The sequence below is a fragment of the Lacihabitans lacunae genome (genome assembly GCF_042649125.1).
Taxonomy (GTDB): Bacteria; Bacteroidota; Bacteroidia; order Cytophagales; family Spirosomataceae; genus Leadbetterella; species Leadbetterella lacunae.
Map to the genome: position 1 here is coordinate 168,759 of NZ_JBHRYQ010000001.1, position 17,613 is coordinate 186,371.

Here is a 17,613-nt window from a genome sequence, read left to right on the forward strand (position 1 = left end):
AGCTTAAAAGTTACTCCCTTTTTTTATTTCATTTCCTTAGACAAAATCGATTGATTCGCTTTTTCTGAGAGTCTTAATACTCCGAGGTTTAAATGTTCAAACCGAGGGTCGTTTGTTAAGCCCTTTTTGTATCGGGCGTATATTTGTTGAATGATAACCGCATTTTTAAACAAGCCAAAAACATAGAAAAATAAGATATCTTTCAGGTCAATTGGGTTTATCTTTTGGTATTCGGCAATGTACTCTGTCCTTTTTAGGTTTCCAGGTAGCCAAGTTAGGTTAAAATTCTTTTCGAAAGGCTGATCGCCAGATTCTGCCCAATACGAAAGTGTAGTTCCGAGGTCCATTCTTGGGTCGCCTATGGTGGTCATTTCCCAGTCCAAAATAGCAAGTATTGCTTCCTTTTCTAAATTCAACACTACATTGTCATACTTGTAGTCGTTGTGAATCAGTGAGGGCTTTATTTCTTCTGGAATATTATGCGAAAGCCACTCATAAACACTTTCCATGTTTTGGACTTCATCTGTTTTTGAGTTAAGATATCGCTCGTGCCAGCCGTTTACTTGTCTTTTGATATACCCTTCGGGTTTCCCTAGCTGATCTAATTTTGATGCAAAAATGTCTATTTTGTGAAGTTCAGCCTGAGCTTTGCATAACTCTATTGAAAGGTTATGCATTCGGTTTTCTGACAATTCATCTTTGATGTTTTTTAGTTGAGAAGTTCTTAAAATACTTCCCACTACTTTTTCCATGATGTAAAATTCAGATCCAACTATACTTTCGTCCTCACAAAAGTGAATGGGAGTAGGAATTTGTTTAAAATTGGCATTTTTAAGTGCATCTAAGATTCCAAACTCACGTTTCATGTTATGCCCGCCCTTTATTGCCGCTGCACCAGCAGGAGCCTTTCTAAGTACATACTCCTTTTGAGGAGTTTTGATAAGGTAGGTAAGGTTTGAATAGCCACCAGCAAATTGCTTTATTTCTAAAATTTCAGATAGCTCAGTAACATTATTTTTAAAGTACTGCTTCAGTTTTTCTTGGTCTAACTCTTCTCCTTTTCTCACCTCTGAAGCTTGATCTAGGTTTTTCATGATTCAGATACAAAATTTTTAAGAATATTTTTTGCCAAAGCACTTTTATGAACCTCGTCTGCACCATCATATATACGTGATGCACGCTCGTGGGCATACCAATACGACAACAAAACGTCGCTTGTTATGCCTAGTGCTCCGTGGGTTTGAATGGCTCTGTCTACAACACGAAGCATCATATTGGCAGTAGAAAACTTGATGGCCGATATTTCGTCGCGACAAGCCGAAGCACCTAGTGCATCAATATTGTTTGCGGTATTGAGTACCAACAGTCTTGCAGCATCTATTTCAGCCTTGCTTTCAGCTATAAAACCCTGTATGAACTGCATGTCAGAAAGACGCGAGGTAGAATTTAATTCACGCGAAAGGGCATAAGAACACATCAAGTCAAAAGAACGCTGAGCAATACCAATAAAACGCATGCAATGGTGTATCCGACCCGGTCCTAGACGCTCTTGGGCTAGTTTAAATCCAGAACCCTCGGGTCCTACTAAATAGCTCTGAGGAACTCGAACGTTCTCATATTTCACTTCAGCATGACTTGCCCAGCTGTCGCCTTCATGCCCCATAATCGGAATATTTCGGATAAACTTATATCCAGGAGTATCTAACGGAACAATGATTTGGCTGGCCTGTTGATGTCTTGGGTTTTCGGGATTTGTTACGGCCATTACTACAGCAAAAGCCGCTCCGTCTGCTGACGAAGTAAACCATTTGTGCCCATTAATTATGTAATCGTCACCGTCTTTTACAGCGGTGGTGCCCATTCTGGTTGGGTTAGAACCTGCAAATTCTGGTTCTGTCATACTAAAGCAACTCCTTATTTCGCCTTTTTGTAGAGGAGCCAAAAATCTGTCCTTGAGTTCTTTTGACGCATATTTATGTAAAAGTTCACTGTTCCCAATATCGGGTGCTTGGGTGTTAAACACAAAGTGGCCAAAAGGCGAATATGCCAAAACTTCAGAAAGTTGGCCAAACTCACAAAGGGTTAAGCCCAAACCACCTTCGCTTTCGGTCAGTTGAAGGCCAAATAAACCTTGCTTTTTTAGTAAGTCTCTTTTTTGAAGTAGGGTAGGCTCTATCTTTGAAAAGTTTCCATTAATGTTTTCATACGTTTCTAAAGGATAGATGTGCTCTTTTAAAAAAGCCTTTATTTTGGGTATTAGGTTTTTAGTTTTTTCGGTTTCGAAAATATTTCGCATGATTATATGATGAAGTAAGAATTGTAATTTTAAAGGTTGTAAAACTTGACAGCGTTGTCACCAAATATTTTATTTTGTTCGTTTTGGCTTAGTTTCGAAAAATATTCTTGAACTATCCCCAGTTGTTTTTCATAAGTTGCGGCCACCAAACAAACGGGCCAATCTGAACCATACATTAGTCTGTCAATCCCAAATGACTGTAGAGCGGTATCTAAATAGATAAAGAAATCTTCTTTTTCCCAATATTCCCAGTTAGCTTCTGTTACCATTCCTGATAATTTGCAGGTTACATTTGGCATCTCTCCGTATTTCTGCATGTAGTTAGCCCAAGGCAATATTTGACCTGTTTTTACATATGGTTTTGCCATATGGTCAATCACAAAGTTAGTTTCTGGACAAGCTTTCATGAGCTGCTTTGCCTCTTTCATTTGGATTGGGAAAATCAAAACATCATATGTGAAGCCATATTCACTTAGCTTGTTTACACCCTTAATGAATTCTTCCTGAAGCATAAAGCCTTCTGGCTCTCCTTGTAAAATATGTCTAAAACCTTTAACACTTGGAATCTTTTTGTATTCCTGAAGTTTTTCGTCTAATTCTTCCGACATCAAGTCTGTCCAACCTACCACGCCTTTGATAAAATCGTGTTTTTTTGCATGTGCTGCAAAATCTAAGGTTTCTTTTTCGGTCTGGTTCACCTGAACCAATACGCAACCATCAATTTTGTTTTCTACTAAAATAGGAGCGAGGTCCTTTGGTAGGTAGTTTTTTCGAATGGCAGACATTGATTCATCTATCCAATCATAGTTCTCTTCGTCGTAAGTCCAAAAATGCTGGTGTGCGTCTATTTTCATTATTTTAAGGTTTTATTTAATTTTCAATATAATGGAAAAACCGATACTTTTTATAGGAAATCAAGGAAACTTTTAAATTAATGATAAAACAGATGTCAAGGCTTTAAATTCCTAATTTGTATTTAGATTAAAAATGAGAAAGAAAAAGAGTGTATTTTTGTAAAATAAAAATTAGTCAACCTTATAAAGTATAAATTATGGTCTATAAAGCAAGTGAGTCGAGATATGACAAAATGGAGTACAGAAGATGTGGGAAAAGTGGTTTAAAACTGCCTGCTATATCGTTGGGCCTTTGGCATAACTTTGGTAATATCGATAATATTGAAACCTCGAGAGAGATTTTAAGAACTGCATTTGATAACGGCATCACACATTTCGATTTGGCCAATAACTATGGACCGCCTGCTGGAACTGCCGAAGAGAACTTTGGGTATTTGTTTAAGCAAGACTTTAAGGCTTATAGAGACGAGCTAATTATTTCCTCGAAAGCCGGTTATGGTATGTGGCCCGGTCCTTATGGTGATTTTGGTTCAAAAAAGTATTTGGTAGCCAGTTTAGACCAAAGTTTAAAAAGAATGGGGCTCGATTACGTAGATATTTTTTATCATCATAGACCAGATCCCGAAACGCCTTTGGAAGAGACTATGGGTGCTCTAGATTTGATGGTAAGGCAAGGAAAAGCTTTGTATGTGGGCATATCGAGCTACAGTGCCGAAGAGTCTACAGCGGCGTTTAAAATTCTGAAAGAACTTGGCACTCCATGTTTAATTCATCAGCCGAAATACTCGATGTTTGAAAGATGGGTAGAAGGTGGCCTCATGGATGTTTTGGGTGACAATGGCGTTGGCTGTATTCCTTTTTCTCCTTTGGCCCAGGGCTTACTAACCAATAAGTACCTGAAGGGGATTCCGCAAGACTCACGTGCGGCGAGTGGTAGAGGAAATGGAGCCGTAGAAGGAGATAGAATCACACCCCAAGTATTGGATAAAGTACAAAAACTAAATGCTATAGCAGAAAGTAGAGGTCAAAATCTTGCTCAAATGGCCCTTTCGTGGATTATGAAAGACCCGAGGGTTAGCTCTGTGTTGATAGGTGCAAGTAAGCCTGCTCAAGTTATTGATTGTATCAAAAGCACCGAAAATTATGTTTTCTCTGCGGAAGAGTTAAAACAGATAGATGAAATTTTGAAATAATAAAAAAAAAAAACGCTTACACATGAAAAAGGCTCCTTGAATTTATCTTTAAGGAGCCTTTTTTATATAAGTTTTAAAAATAATATCCCAAAAAACAGCCATTGGTATATCCAAACTGTTTTGGCAAGGCGATTAGGAGTTTGGAAATTTTGCTTAAAAAAGTACAACAAAAGTACAAAGCTTATCAAAAACCAAGCAACATAGTTTTGAACTGGCGGAGTATCGTTTTGCCAATTCCACATGTTTTGTGCTATGGCCACGGGTTCTGCTATTAGGTCAAAAAGAGTCATGAAGGCTGCTCCTAGTGCAGATTTTAAGTAAATATTTTCGATTTGCAGACTTAAAACCAACATTCCGGTAGTGTAAATCATAATAAACCAATTAATGCCAATCATTGGAGGAGTTCCGAAAACGTTGGGTCCGAGCGTTGTCAAATACGTGTAATGTCCGAAAATCAAGCCCGTATTTACTCCCGCTACTTCTATTAAGTAGCCCAAAAGGCTTATTACAAGTGAAAATATTTGAAAACGGGAGTTTATTTTTTCATGTGTGTAAATCAAGAAAAAACAGACGCTCAATAAATGGAAAGGCGTAATGAGTTGAAAAAAAGCTTCGGTTTTCTCGAAACTTAGTCCTATTATTCCTGCCAAATACATGGACCCAAGTAAATACGAAAGTGGTTTAGTGTTTTTCATAAGCGATTACCGCCTCACAGTATTTTTTTAGATTAAATGTTTTGTCCAATTCTTTAAGAATTCCTTCATTTTTGATTGGGTCGGGCAAAAAAGCCTCAGGATCTATTTGGGCTGTTTTTCCATTTAGTATTTTATTAAAATCTACTTCAGATATTTCTTTTAAAGCCATTTCAAAAAGCTTACGTTCTTGCTCCAAACCCAACAAAACAAGCGATTGATAAATAGCTGGCACAACATCTGATGCATGCCAAAATAGCTTAAAATAGCTTCCTTTTTCTTTATATTTCAATAAAATATAAGCCAAAAAATAAAGGTAGTTTGATTGGCTTTCAGTTACTTTCTCTTTTATTTCTTTTCTGAAAAATAGCTTTATTCTCAGAAAAGCGTCACCTTCTATTTCGTTATTATGTGCTTTTAAGTCAGGTAGTTGACTTAAATCTATACATTGTTTCTTTATCCTTTGAGCTTTTTCTTTTTTGTTTAATTTCAACAATCGAAGTGCAAATACTAAGATCAGTGAAATTTTAAAAACCAAAGGAGTTTTCATGCCTGTTACATTTTTTCTTTCAGAAAATCAGCCGTATAGTTTCCTGATATTTTCACCATGTCTTCTGGTTTTCCTTCGAAACAAATGTAGCCGCCTTTGTCGCCACCGTCTGGCCCTAAGTCTATCACCCAGTCGGCACATTTTATGACTTCCATGTTGTGTTCAATCACAATAACTGTGTCTCCTTGGTCTACGAGGGCGTTTAGGGCCTTCAATAGTTTTTTGATGTCATGAAAGTGTAAACCAGTAGTAGGTTCATCAAAAATGAACAAGGTTTTGCCTTTGTCTGAGTTTCCTTTTCCTAAGAAAAACGCCAGTTTGACCCTTTGTGCTTCACCACCAGAAAGTGTGTTAGACGCCTGTCCGAGTCTTATATAACCTAATCCTACCTCCTGAAGTGGTAAGATTTTGTCTGCTAACTTGGGTTGATTTGTTCTGAAAAAGTCGATGGCTTCATCTACCGTCATGTCCAATATTTCGGAAATGTCTTTTTCATGAAACTTAACCTCTAATATCTCTTTTTTAAACCTTTTACCTTGGCAGCTTTCGCAAGTCAATTTAACGTCTGCCATAAACTGCATTTCTATGGTTTGGTGGCCTTCACCTTGACACGCTTCGCAGCGGCCGCCGTCTACGTTAAACGAGAAATGGGCAGGCTTGTAATCTCTAGTTTTCGATAAAGGTTGTTCTGACATCAAGGCCCTTATGGTGTCGTAGGCTTTTATGTAGGTTATTGGGTTTGAGCGGCTTGACTTTCCTATCGGATTTTGGTCTACCATCTCTATTTGAGAGATTCTAGACAAGCTGCCTGTAATGTCATCGTATTTACCAACGTCATCGCCAAAGTCACCTTTGAGTTTTGATATAGCCGGATACAAAACTTTTCTGATTAAAGTCGATTTTCCTGAGCCACTTACGCCCGTTACTGCTGTAAGCACACCAAGCGGAATCTTTACATTCAGGTTTTTGAGGTTGTTTTCACGAGCTCCATTCAAGGAGATAAAATCCATGAATTTCCTTCTGTGCTTTGGCACTTCTATTTTGGCTCTGCCCGTCAAAAAATCAAGCGTATGACTGTTTTTTATAGGGGCTTCTTTTTCAAACCAATCTCCTTGGAAAATCAACTCACCACCTAGGTTTCCTGCTTCAGGACCAATGTCAATTATCTGGTCTGCTGCCTTCATGACTTCTTCTTCATGCTCCACTACAATTACCGTATTGCCAATCGCTTTCAGCGACTCAAGTACAGAAACCAGCCTTTGGGTATCTCTGGGGTGAAGGCCAATACTTGGCTCATCCAAAATATACATAGAGCCCACCAATGCACTTCCAAGCGAAGTTGCTAGGCGAATTCTTTGGCTTTCTCCACCCGAAAGGGAGTTAGAAAGACGATTCAAGGTTAAATAACCCAAGCCAACTCTTTCCATATAGTCTAACCTATTGGTTATTTCAGTCAGGATTCTCTTCGCTACTTTTTCGTCGTAGACGTTTAATGTTAAGCTTTTAAAGAATTCGCTAACTTCAGAAATTGGCAACAAAACTAAGTCAATGATAGACTTGCCTCCCACTTTAACATAGGACGCATCTTTTCTTAATCGAGAACCTCTGCAGTCGGGACAAACCGTGCGGCCACGATACCTCGATAGCATCACGCGGTATTGGATTTTGTAGGTTTGTTCTTCTAAAAACTTAAAGAATTCTTCTAAGCCATTGAAGTGTTCATTTCCGGTCCAAAGTAGTTGGTATTGCTCTTCGGTTAAGTCTTTGACAGCCCTGTGTATTGGAAAGTCAAATCGTATTCCTTTTCTTACCAAAGGAAGCAACCATTCGTTCATTTTTTCTGACCTCCATGGGGCTATAGCACCCTCAAATACCGAAAGGTTTTTGTCCGGAAATACCAAGTCAGGGTCGAGGCCAAGTACAGATCCAAAGCCTTCACATCTTTTGCAAGCACCGTATGGGTTGTTAAATGTAAAAAGGTTTACAGAAGGCTCTTCGAATTGAATGCCGTCAAGTTCAAATCTGTCAGAATAGTTAAATACTTCTGCTCCGCTTTCGGCCATAACTTTGACCTGACAATCGCCTTCTCCTTCAAAAAAAGCAGTTTGCAATGAGTCTGAAATACGGAATTGGGTGTCTTCGTCAGGTTCGTTTTTATCGTCAAAATGAACAACCGCTCGGTCTATCAGTATAAATATTTCTTCTTTTGTGATTTTTCTGTTTTCTAAAACATCTTCAATCAAACATACTTCGCCATCTATCAGTATTCGGTTAAATCCTTTTTTGAGAAGTAGGTCTAATTCATCTGCTATTTTTCGGTCTTCTTTACATTTCAGCGGAGCCGAAATCATTACTTTGGTGCCTTCAGGATAACTGAATATCTGATTTACCATATCTGTCACGGTGTCTTTCTTTACCGGATGGCCTGATTTTGGCGAATAGGTAACCCCAATTCTAGCAAAAAGTAATCGGAGGTAATCGTATATTTCGGTGGTAGTTCCTACGGTAGAGCGAGGGTTTTTCGATCCTACTTTTTGTTCAATAGCTATGGCAGGCGAAATTCCTTTTATATAATCTACCTCGGGTTTTTCCATTCTACCCAAAAACTGACGGGCGTAAGAGCTAAGCGATTCTACGTACATTCGCTGCCCTTCGGCATAAAGCGTGTCAAAGGCAAGCGACGATTTTCCACTCCCCGAAAGCCCGGTAATTACCGTCAGAGAGTTTCTTTTAATGGCTACATCAATGTTTTTGAGGTTATTCACTCTCGCTCCTTTGATGATAATGTATTGCTTTGGGTCTAGATTTTCTATATTCAATGTTTCCGCTTCTATTTTGCCTATCTTCATAATACAAATTTAAACCTCTTTTGTTTGTTTTTGTAGTGTTCTTTTAGATAAATATTTAGTTTTAACCGAATACCTCCAAAGTGTGGAAGTTTAGATTTTAAAACCTTGATTTTATTCAGATTGAAGCCGCGGAGTTTATTTGTAATTAAAAATTGAAGTATTTATTAATATTTTTTAAGAAAACCAATATTGCTTTTGCGTTATGCTGAAACTTTTGGTTTTTATATACTATTTTTGATTTATGAAAAATAGTGCAGTTATTTTTGACATGGACGGGGTTATATGTCACACCAATCCATTTCATACCAAGGCTTTTGAGCAGTTTTTTGCGAAGCGAGATTTATACCCTACTTATGAGGAGTTTGCCGAGCATATGTTTGGTAAAAGCAACAGTTACATTCTAAAGCATTTTTTGAAAAGAGAAATAGTAGGGCAAGAGTTTTTAGACATGGAATTTGAAAAAGAATCGCTTTTTCGTGACATATATGCTGATCATATCGAAACTATCCCTCATTTTTTGCCTTTCTTAGAATCTCTTAAGTCACATGGTTTTAAAACTGGAGTGGCCACCTCGGCACCCAAGGCAAATTTGGAGTTAATTATGGGTAGGTTAGGTTTTGAACCGAAAATGGAATCCATATTGGCAAGTGAAAACGTAAGTAAACACAAGCCAGACCCTGAAGTATATTTAACCTCTGCTCAAAACTTGGGTATTGTCCCGGCGAATTGTATTGTTTTTGAAGACTCCTTTTCAGGCGTGAGTGCAGGGCTAAACGCCGGCATGCAGGTAGTAGGAGTTTTGAGTTCACACACTAAAGAAGAATTGCCACCGTGCACGTTTTACATCAACGATTATTCCGAAATAAGTGTGGAAACTCTAAAAGACATTCTTAAATGAGAAAACTCTATTTTTTTGTATGTTTTTTTTTAATCAATGTTGGTCTTTTTGCTCAATATAAAATAAAGAAAATAGATGCTGACATTGTAATTGATGGTAAACTTGACGAAGCAGCTTGGGCAAATGCCGCAACCATCTCAAATTTTTATCAATATTTTCCTGATGACAAAGCCAAAGCCACATACGACACCGAAGTGAAGATTTTGTATGATTCAAAAAATCTTTACATCGCAGCAAAAATGTATTCAAAAGGCTCAAAATATATAACGCCTTCATTTAAACGTGATTTTAGAGCTGGAGGTAGCGACAATATTACTTTTTGTATCGATACATTTGATGACCACACCAATGGTTTTTTGTTTGGTACCAATCCGTATGGTGTAATGCGGGAGGGTTTAATGTTTGGCGGGGCTTCAGACAATAGTTTTTTGAATATTTTTTGGGACAATAAATGGGTGGCTGAGTCAAGTTTTGACGAAAATGCTTGGTATACCGAACTAGCCATTCCTTTTAGCACATTAAGATTTAAAGAAAATAGTCAAAAGTGGAATTTTAAAACATACAGGTTTGATTCCCAGTCAAATGAAACTTCCTCATCTATACAGACTTCTCAAAATCAAATCATAATGAATTTGGGATATACAGAAGCGGTTGAATTTGAGTATCCATTGGGGAAAAACGGAGCCAATATTGCGTTTATTCCATATGTTTCGGCACGAAATGCCACTGATTTTGAAAGCAAAAATCCAAGAGAAGGTACCAAGTTTGGGATTGGTGCAGATGCTAAAGTAGCCATTACTTCAGGGCTTAATTTGGATTTGACGGTAAATCCTGATTTTTCCAATGTGGCAGTTGATAAGCAGGTGGTTAACTTGACCCGGTTTGATATTAATTTGCCCGAGCAAAGGCAGTTTTTTCTCGAAAATGCCGATTTGTTTTCTGGTTTTGGTAGCGTAATTACTAATCCATTTGTGCCCTCTACAGGTACTTTGGTAGTTGGGAATCAGCTATTTTCGCCATTTTTCTCACGAAAAATAGGTATTTCTGTCGATTCGGTTTCTGGTTTGTCTGTTCAAAGTAGGATGAACTATGGAGCACGCTTAAGCGGAAAAATTGACGACAATTGGCGAATAGGAATATTAAATACCCAAACAGCAAAAGATGAAGCTAAAAGTATTGACGCAGTTAATTACTCCGTTTTTGCTTTACAACGCAAAGTGTTTGATAGATCTAACATTGCAGCCATTTTTGTTAATAACTTCAACCCAGGTTCTGCCGTAGATGGCAAAGGGAATCTGTTTAATAGAGTAGGAGGGTTGGAGTACAACTTAACCTCCAAAAATAACGAATGGCAAGGGAAGCTTTTCTATCATAAATCTTTTGAAAACAATACACCAGCAGATTCATATGCACATGGTGGTGTTATAAATTATTCTACTAAAAAGTTTATTTTCAAGTGGTCGCATGATTACATTGGAGATGGCTTTGTGGCGGACGCAGGTTTTGTGCCAAGAAAGAACTTTTGGCATATTAGTCCTACAGTTGGGTTTAACTTTTTTCCGAAGGAATCCATTTTTAATCGATACAGTTTTGGCTTAGCATATGACCAGTATAACAGTAACAAAATAGGTCTTACAGATAGAAAAGCAGGGCCATTTGGTTTATTTGTTTGGCAAAATACCAGTAAACTTTTGGTTTCAATTAATCAAAATTATACCTATCTGTTTTCTGATTTTGATGCCTTAAGAAGCAATAAAAAATTACCTATTTTAACAAAAGGAAGCTCATTTACATATTATAACATGGAGGCTAATTTGGTTACAGATTTGAGGCAAAAGGTTTCATTGGTGTTAAATCCTTTGGTTGGCCAATATTATGATGGAAATATAAAGTCGGTTTCAGGAAATTTAAATATGAGATTTCAGCCTTATGGCATTTTGACTTTGAATTATAGTTACAATGACATTAGACTTTCTAAGGGTCAAAACAAAATTTTTATAGTGGGGCCAAACCTCGATTTGACTTTAAACAAAAAACTGTTTTGGACCAGTTATGTACAATACAATAGTCAGTTTAATAACTTAAATGTAAATTCGCGTATTCAATGGAGATTTGCTCCAGTCTCTGATTTCTTCTTGGTTTACACGGACAATTACAATACCGAAATTTGGATGCCTAAAAGTAGAGGTGTCTTTGCAAAGCTAAACTATTGGTTTAGTATTTAAATAAAACAAAATGAATACCGCTAAAGTATATTTATTGCCCATGCTCCTGGCAGAAGATACACACTCAAAAGTGTTAACTCCCTACGCCATTGATTTGCTCAGTACACTAAAAGTCTTTTTTGTAGAAAATGTAAAGACCACACGTAGGTTTTTGTCGTCTCTAAAAAAGGGTATCGTAATAGATGATTTGACTTTTTATGAAGTAGATCAAAAAACAAATTTCGAGTATTTGTTTGATTTAATGAGCCAGATAAATGAGCCCATCGGAGTGATATCGGAAGCTGGATGTGCTGGAGTAGCAGATCCGGGTGCTTTGGTAGTAGAAGTTGCTCATCAGCTACGTGTACCCGTAGAGCCGCTTATGGGGCCCAATTCGATACTTCTAGCCTTGATGGCTTCCGGTTTTAATGGGCAGTCTTTTGCGTTTCACGGTTATTTGCCAATAAAAGAAGATGAGCGAAATAAGAAGATAAAAGCTCTGGAAAATGAAGGTTTCAAAAATAAGCAAACGCAGATCTTTATGGAGACACCTTACAGAAACAATCAAATGTTGGCATCGCTCCTAAAAATTTTAAATCCCCATACTAGACTATGTATAGCGTGTGATATTACAGCTCCAACCGAATATTTTGAGTCTAAAAGTGTAGAGTCTTGGAGGCGTAATATATTGCCAGATTTGCATAAAAGACCAGCGATATTTTTACTGTATTGATATAATTTTCGGATCTAAATCCAATAAAAAAGCCTCCGAAAGGAGGATTTTTTATTATATTTTGATTTCGTTATTTTTTAGATTCATTCTTGCAGTATCCACCTTTGGTCTAATTTTTCGAAGCCTATCTATATTTAGAGTGGTATCTGAACCTAATCGGGTTCTATATTTTTCTAGTGAGTCTAATAAGCTAGTGCCGGCAGTTAAACTATCGGAGGTGACCTCGCCTTCACCGCTTGAGCTGTAACAGCTAAGGTAGTCTTTTTCTATTTTAATGCTAGGTTTCGGGAATGGCCCTGCCGTATAGTCGAGACTTTTATCTTTATAAACATTGTTCATAAAGATTCCGAAAATAGGTAAAGCAGACTTGCTGCCTTCGCCCAAGCCACCTTTAAAGTGAATACTTCGGTCGTCACCTCCTACCCAAACACCGCAAACTAAGTCTTTGGTAAAACCAATATACCAGGCGTCAGAGTTGTTTGAAGTAGTGCCAGTTTTACCGGCTACTTGTCCTCCGTTTCTAAAGAGCTGTTCGTAGTTATACATTCTTCTACCAGTTCCGCCAGCCTCTTCCACGTTTCCTCTAAGCATATATTGCATCAAGTAAGCAGATTCAGGCTTAATTGCTTCCTTGGTTTTGGGTTCAAATTCAAATATCGTTCTTCCCGAATTATCCTCTATTTTGAAAACGAAAATAGGTTCTTTATATAGTCCTTCGTTTAAGAAAATTCCGTAGGCGGCTACCATTTCATATAGTGACACGTCAGAAGTTCCTAAGCCCAGCGAAGCTACTGGCTCAAGTTTTGAAGTAATACCCATTTTTCTGGCGTATTCTACCAAGTACGAAGGCAGCATTTCAAGGGTAAGTTGAACCGCCACGCTGTTTATACTTCTTGCTAGTGCCGACCTCAGCGTTAGGTTACTATTCGAAAACTTGCCATTTGCATTTTTAGGTTCCCAAAGCTTTTCAACACCATTTTCTGTCCATTTAACTTCTTGTTTTACATCCTGTCTTTTATCGCAGGGACTAAGGTTGAGTTTTCCATCTATAGCCGCAGTATATAAAATTGGCTTAAAAACTGAGCCAGGTTGGCGTCTTGCTTGTTTTACGTGGTCGTATTTGAAGTGGTCAAAATTAACGCCACCAACCCACGATTTAATAAAGCCCGAATACGGGTCAAAAGCCATCATACCAGCTTGCAAGAAACGTTTATAGTACCTGATTGAGTCCATTGGGCTCATGTTGACTTTCTTTTCTCCTTCCCAACTGAATAACTTCATTGGGATAGGTTTATTCATTTCTTTATTGATAGAATCAACATTGTTATTATACTTAACGGCAAGTTTTTTATAAATATTGGTACGCTTAGCCACAGTATCGATAAATCCTGGAATCTCATCTCCGTTTTGATATGTCCATGGGTTTTTGTCTTTCCATTGGTTATCAAATTCCTTTTGTAGCATTCTGAGGTGTTGCTCTACTGCACCTTCGGCGTATGTTTGCATGCGGCTGTCTATGGTGGTGTAGATTTTTAGACCGTCGCGGTAAAGGTCCACATCCATGTCATTTTTCTCCGCCCATTTTTCTATAAACTTAGATAAAGCTACTTTAAAGTAGTTTCCTTGTCCGTCATTTTGTTCCTCAATATAAAGGTCAAGTTTAATGTCTTCAACTTGAAGTTTTTCTGCTTCTTTGGCGTCTAGGTGCCCTGCCTGAACTAGTCGCTGCAATACGGTATTTCTTCTCTTTTTAGAGTTTTCTGGGTTTCTTCGCGGGTTGTAATAGGTTGTGGCTTTTTGAAGCCCTACTAGCACCGACGCCTCTGAAACCGTAAGTTTATCAGGTGTTTTATTGAAATAAGTTTTTGCGGCAGTTTTTATTCCGTAAGCGTTATCTCCAAAATCCACAGTGTTGAGATAAAGCGTGGCTATTTCTCCTTTTGTAAATCTTTTTTCAAGTTCTATGGCAGTAAGCCACTCCTTGGTTTTATACGTTAGAGTTGAAAGCAAAGGAATGTGGTAAAACAAACCTTTCATTTCTTTTTTACGAATATTATAGAGGTTTTTAGCTACTTGTTGTGATATTGTACTTCCACCACCGTTATCTCTTTTTCCGGTCAAAATTCCGACCGCAACACTTGCCATACGACGTAAATCAATGCCTGAGTGCTCAAAAAAACGTTTGTCTTCAGTTGAAATAAGTGCTTTAAATACCCAAGGTGAGATCTCTGAACTGTCTACAGGAGATCTATTTTCAGCGAAATATTTTCCAATTACTACTCCATCTGCTGAGTAAATGGTAGATGCTTGCGACAATTTTGGATTTTGCAATTGTTTTATACTCGGCATACCGCCAGTAAGCCAAAGGAAGTTCGTTTTTATTAAAAACAAAAAGATTAATACACCAAAAACAAGTCTGTAAAACCATGCATACATGGTGTATAGCAGTTTGTAGTTTTTGCCAGTAGTGTCTAAATGGCTAAATAAGGTTTCGTTTACTTTGTCTCTAATGCTTCCGACAAAATCATAAAATCTATTGACTTTGGCTCTCCCAAAAATGTAATGAAGAAACAAAGTTAAGAACTTGCCAACAAAGCCTAATTTTGACCAAACTAACTTAAGAAACTGCGATACTTTCGCTAAAATGACTTTTAAAGTCTCCAACATCGATTTTGTTTATAATGTAGTTGCAAAAATATGATTCTTTTCAATACTAATGTTCTATATCCGAAATAATTATAGTACTCAGGTATTATTTTTACTTAAAAAAAATTAAATATACCTATTGGAATGGCTAAAAAGCCACAATTTTGAAATAATATCGAAGAATATCAAACCATTTAGATTGCTTGTTTGACCATTTAACCCAAAGATTTTTGAATGAAGACCAAATCAGCTATTTTTGAAAAAATTAATTTATATGACTGAAAATATACTGACTGTAGACAGAATAGTAAAAAACTATTCCAATCATAAAGCACTAGACGATGTTAGTTTAAATGTACCCAAGGGCGTTATTTATGGGCTTTTGGGGCCAAATGGTGCTGGTAAAACATCGCTAATTAGAATCGTAAATCAAATCACTGGTCCAGATAGTGGCCAAATATTATTTGATGGAAAACCACTTTCAGAAGAGCATATTTATCAAATTGGGTATTTGCCTGAGGAGAGAGGCCTTTATAAAAAAATGAAGGTGGGAGAGCAGCTTTTGTATTTGGCTAGACTAAAAGGTTTAAACAAAGCAGAGGCCATGGACAAACTCAAATATTGGTTTGAGAAATTTGATATTAAAACCTGGTGGGACAAAAGCGTGGAGGACCTTTCGAAGGGTATGCAACAAAAAATTCAGTTTGTGGCCACAGTTCTTCATCAACCCAAACTGATAATTCTCGATGAGCCATTTTCTGGTTTTGATCCTATAAATGCGAGCATAATTAAAGACGAGATTTTGGAGTTAAAAGAAAAAGGGTCTACGATTATTTTTTCTACACACCGTATGGAATCTGTGGAGGAATTGTGCGACTATATCGCTTTGATAAATAAGTCTAAGAAAGTACTAGAAGGTAAAAAAATGGACATCAAAGATGCTTTCAAAACCAATACGTTTTCGGTGTTGTATTCTGGTGTGTTGCCAACCGAAACCGATAGCTACCATTTAAAAACGAATGAGGCAAATTTAGATGGTTCTAACTTGGCAGTGCTGGAGGCCAAAGCCGGAAGTGGTGGAAATCAAATCATTGCAGACTTAATCCAAAATGCTGAAATTAAGTCTTTTAAAGAAGATATTGCTTCTATGAATGATGTATTTATAAAAGCCGTGCAAGGCTCTAACTAAACTTTTAAATTAAATTTTTATGAAAAATATTTTATTAATTATTCAAAGAGAATATCTGACTCGCGTAAAAAAGAAGTCGTTTATTATCATGACTTTGGTGGGTCCTTTATTGATAGGTTTACTTTATGGAGGTGTATTTTGGGCGGCTTTGTCTTCTGTAGACCAAAAGAAAATAGAGGTAGTAGATGAAAGTAATCTTTTTGAAGGAAAATTTAAACCTACTAATGAGTTTCTTTTTGATTTCTCAAAGTCTGACTTGGCCAGTGCAAAAGCAAATTTTAAGGAAAGTGGATATGATGCCTTGGTGCATATTCCTGCCGGTATATTTGAGAACACCGGAAAGGTGCAAATCTTCTCAGAAAAAGGGGTGGCTTTAGAGCTACAAAACAGGGTAGAAAGCACGATAGAGAGAGAAATAGAAAACATTAAATTAACCGAGGCGGGCATCACACAAAGTGTGCTAGAAAGTGCTAAAATGAATGTGAAGTCAGAAACTATAAGTCTCAAAGAAGGCACTGAAGAGAAAAGTAGTGCGGCAGCGGCGTCTATTGTAGGGGGTATTTGTGCTTTTTTGATTTACCTATCAGTATTTATCTATGGAGCTCAGGTTATGCGAGGGATTACTGAGGAGAAAACTAGTAGAATTGTTGAAGTTATCATCTCATCTGTGAAGCCTTTTCAACTTATGATTGGTAAAATAGTGGGTGTGGCTTTAGTTGGACTTACTCAATTTGGTTTGTGGATATTACTTTCGGTGGGTGTCATTACTATTGGCGGACAAATAATGGCCGATAAGTTAGCCGCTTCCCAGCAAATGATTACCGAATCACAAATGGCGAACTTACCACCCGAGGCTCAGGAAATGGCAAAAGCAAAAATGCAGAATGGCGGGGGAATGCCGCAAGGAGCACTTCCTGATATTTTTGGAGCTATAGATACATTGCCTATGGCTACTATTTTGATTTCGTTTTTCTTTTATTTCATAGGCGGTTATTTGTTGTACAGTGCACTTTTTGGTGCTGTAGGGTCGGCGGTAGATAGTGATACCGACACCCAGCAGTTTATGATGCCTATCACTATTCCCATCATAGCGGCTTTCATGATTTCTCAGTTTGTGATTCGTGACCCGCACTCAAACTTGGCCATTTGGACCTCAATGATTCCGTTTACATCACCTATTATTATGATGGTCAGAATTCCGTTTGGGGTTCCTGTTTGGCAAATTGTGGTGTCTGTTTTGCTATTGATCGGTGGATTTATATTTACCACTTGGATTGCCGCACGTATTTACCGTGTAGGTATTTTGATGTATGGCAAAAAAGTAACTTGGAAAGAAATGGGGAAATGGCTTTTTTATAAAGGCTAATTTTAAATAAAAGCATAATAAAGGGCTTGGTTTATTCGTAAATCAAGCCCTTTTCATTTGTATTTTGTCATAAGAAAGTTGGTGGTTTTGATTTTTATAGATTAAATTCGAATCTGTTCTTTAAGAAAAGACAATAATCAACA

General features: G+C 37.5%; 13 protein-coding genes. 6 read left to right on the forward strand and 7 right to left on the reverse strand.

Features of this window, described 5'->3' with window-relative positions; all coding sequences use genetic code 11:
* Positions 1-23: 23 nt before the first annotated feature.
* The 3 genes from ACFOOI_RS00615 to ACFOOI_RS00625 are packed head-to-tail and all read right to left on the reverse strand — an operon-like array spanning position 24 to position 3,150.
* Positions 24-1,094: a phosphotransferase family protein gene (locus tag ACFOOI_RS00615; RefSeq protein ID WP_379833781.1), complete on the reverse strand. Its 1,071-nt coding sequence runs from the start codon at positions 1,092-1,094 to the stop codon at positions 24-26.
* A complete protein-coding gene (locus tag ACFOOI_RS00620) occupies positions 1,091-2,296 on the reverse strand; it encodes an acyl-CoA dehydrogenase family protein (protein ID WP_379833784.1) in 1,206 nt (401 codons plus the stop codon). The genes ACFOOI_RS00615 and ACFOOI_RS00620 overlap by 4 nt, the downstream gene beginning before the upstream one ends.
* 29 nt (positions 2,297-2,325) lie before the next feature.
* The gene (locus tag ACFOOI_RS00625; protein ID WP_379833786.1) at positions 2,326-3,150 is read right to left on the reverse strand and encodes an amidohydrolase family protein; all 825 of its coding nucleotides are present in this window, start codon (positions 3,148-3,150) and stop codon (positions 2,326-2,328) included.
* A 197-nt stretch (positions 3,151-3,347) separates the two neighbouring features.
* Between ACFOOI_RS00625 and mgrA the strand changes: the two genes are divergently transcribed.
* The gene (gene mgrA / locus ACFOOI_RS00630; protein ID WP_379833789.1) at positions 3,348-4,343 is read left to right on the forward strand and encodes an L-glyceraldehyde 3-phosphate reductase; all 996 of its coding nucleotides are present in this window, start codon (positions 3,348-3,350) and stop codon (positions 4,341-4,343) included.
* Between the two features lie 62 nt (positions 4,344-4,405).
* Here the strand turns inward: mgrA and ACFOOI_RS00635 are convergent, their stop codons facing one another.
* The 3 genes from ACFOOI_RS00635 to uvrA are packed head-to-tail and all read right to left on the reverse strand — an operon-like array spanning position 4,406 to position 8,434.
* Complete coding sequence (locus tag ACFOOI_RS00635) at positions 4,406-5,038, reverse strand: carotenoid biosynthesis protein (RefSeq protein ID WP_379833791.1); 633 nt, start codon at positions 5,036-5,038, stop codon at positions 4,406-4,408.
* Complete coding sequence (locus ACFOOI_RS00640; RefSeq protein WP_379833794.1) at positions 5,025-5,585, reverse strand: hypothetical protein; 561 nt, start codon at positions 5,583-5,585, stop codon at positions 5,025-5,027. Before ACFOOI_RS00640 ends, ACFOOI_RS00635 begins: the two co-directional genes overlap by 14 nt.
* A gap of 5 nt (positions 5,586-5,590) precedes the next feature.
* Positions 5,591-8,434 carry an excinuclease ABC subunit UvrA gene (gene uvrA, locus ACFOOI_RS00645; protein ID WP_379833796.1) on the reverse strand — a complete coding sequence of 948 codons (2,844 nt, stop codon included), beginning with the start codon at positions 8,432-8,434 and terminating at the stop codon, positions 5,591-5,593.
* 241 nt (positions 8,435-8,675) lie between these two features.
* Between uvrA and ACFOOI_RS00650 the strand changes: the two genes are divergently transcribed.
* From ACFOOI_RS00650 to ACFOOI_RS00660, 3 genes are read left to right on the forward strand one after another with little or no spacing between them, the layout of a single operon-like run.
* Complete coding sequence (locus ACFOOI_RS00650) at positions 8,676-9,332, forward strand: HAD family hydrolase (RefSeq protein WP_379833799.1); 657 nt, start codon at positions 8,676-8,678, stop codon at positions 9,330-9,332.
* On the forward strand, positions 9,329-11,557 hold the full coding sequence (locus tag ACFOOI_RS00655; RefSeq protein ID WP_379833802.1) for a DUF5916 domain-containing protein: 2,229 nt from the start codon (positions 9,329-9,331) through the stop codon (positions 11,555-11,557). Before ACFOOI_RS00650 ends, ACFOOI_RS00655 begins: the two co-directional genes overlap by 4 nt.
* A gap of 10 nt (positions 11,558-11,567) precedes the next feature.
* Positions 11,568-12,269: an SAM-dependent methyltransferase gene (locus tag ACFOOI_RS00660; protein ID WP_379833804.1), complete on the forward strand. Its 702-nt coding sequence runs from the start codon at positions 11,568-11,570 to the stop codon at positions 12,267-12,269.
* 54 nt (positions 12,270-12,323) lie between these two features.
* Here the strand turns inward: ACFOOI_RS00660 and ACFOOI_RS00665 are convergent, their stop codons facing one another.
* Entirely contained in the window at positions 12,324-14,936 is a 2,613-nt protein-coding gene (locus ACFOOI_RS00665) for a penicillin-binding protein 1A (protein WP_379833807.1), read from the reverse strand.
* 253 nt (positions 14,937-15,189) lie between these two features.
* Between ACFOOI_RS00665 and ACFOOI_RS00670 the strand changes: the two genes are divergently transcribed.
* Both ACFOOI_RS00670 and ACFOOI_RS00675 read left to right on the forward strand, forming a co-directional pair.
* Positions 15,190-16,104: an ABC transporter ATP-binding protein gene (locus ACFOOI_RS00670; protein ID WP_379833810.1), complete on the forward strand. Its 915-nt coding sequence runs from the start codon at positions 15,190-15,192 to the stop codon at positions 16,102-16,104.
* Between the two features lie 19 nt (positions 16,105-16,123).
* Complete coding sequence (locus ACFOOI_RS00675; protein ID WP_379833813.1) at positions 16,124-17,470, forward strand: ABC transporter permease; 1,347 nt, start codon at positions 16,124-16,126, stop codon at positions 17,468-17,470.
* The last annotated feature ends 143 nt before the right edge of the window (positions 17,471-17,613 follow it).

What these genes read in the sequence shown, in the direction of transcription:
- ACFOOI_RS00635 (WP_379833791.1), bottom strand. Translation starts at nt 5,038, where the DNA reads ATGAAAAACACTAAACCACTTTCGTATTTACTTGGGTCCATGTATTTG.
- ACFOOI_RS00640 (WP_379833794.1), bottom strand. Translation starts at nt 5,585, where the DNA reads ATGAAAACTCCTTTGGTTTTTAAAATTTCACTGATCTTAGTATTTGCA.
- ACFOOI_RS00665 (WP_379833807.1), bottom strand. Translation starts at nt 14,936, where the DNA reads ATGTTGGAGACTTTAAAAGTCATTTTAGCGAAAGTATCGCAGTTTCTT.
- ACFOOI_RS00625 (WP_379833786.1), bottom strand. Translation starts at nt 3,150, where the DNA reads ATGAAAATAGACGCACACCAGCATTTTTGGACTTACGACGAAGAGAAC.
- mgrA (WP_379833789.1), top strand. Translation starts at nt 3,348, where the DNA reads ATGGTCTATAAAGCAAGTGAGTCGAGATATGACAAAATGGAGTACAGA.
- ACFOOI_RS00620 (WP_379833784.1), bottom strand. Translation starts at nt 2,296, where the DNA reads ATGCGAAATATTTTCGAAACCGAAAAAACTAAAAACCTAATACCCAAA.
- ACFOOI_RS00655 (WP_379833802.1), top strand. Translation starts at nt 9,329, where the DNA reads ATGAGAAAACTCTATTTTTTTGTATGTTTTTTTTTAATCAATGTTGGT.
- uvrA (WP_379833796.1), bottom strand. Translation starts at nt 8,434, where the DNA reads ATGAAGATAGGCAAAATAGAAGCGGAAACATTGAATATAGAAAATCTA.
- ACFOOI_RS00650 (WP_379833799.1), top strand. Translation starts at nt 8,676, where the DNA reads ATGAAAAATAGTGCAGTTATTTTTGACATGGACGGGGTTATATGTCAC.
- ACFOOI_RS00615 (WP_379833781.1), bottom strand. Translation starts at nt 1,094, where the DNA reads ATGAAAAACCTAGATCAAGCTTCAGAGGTGAGAAAAGGAGAAGAGTTA.
- ACFOOI_RS00660 (WP_379833804.1), top strand. Translation starts at nt 11,568, where the DNA reads ATGAATACCGCTAAAGTATATTTATTGCCCATGCTCCTGGCAGAAGAT.
- ACFOOI_RS00670 (WP_379833810.1), top strand. Translation starts at nt 15,190, where the DNA reads ATGACTGAAAATATACTGACTGTAGACAGAATAGTAAAAAACTATTCC.
- ACFOOI_RS00675 (WP_379833813.1), top strand. Translation starts at nt 16,124, where the DNA reads ATGAAAAATATTTTATTAATTATTCAAAGAGAATATCTGACTCGCGTA.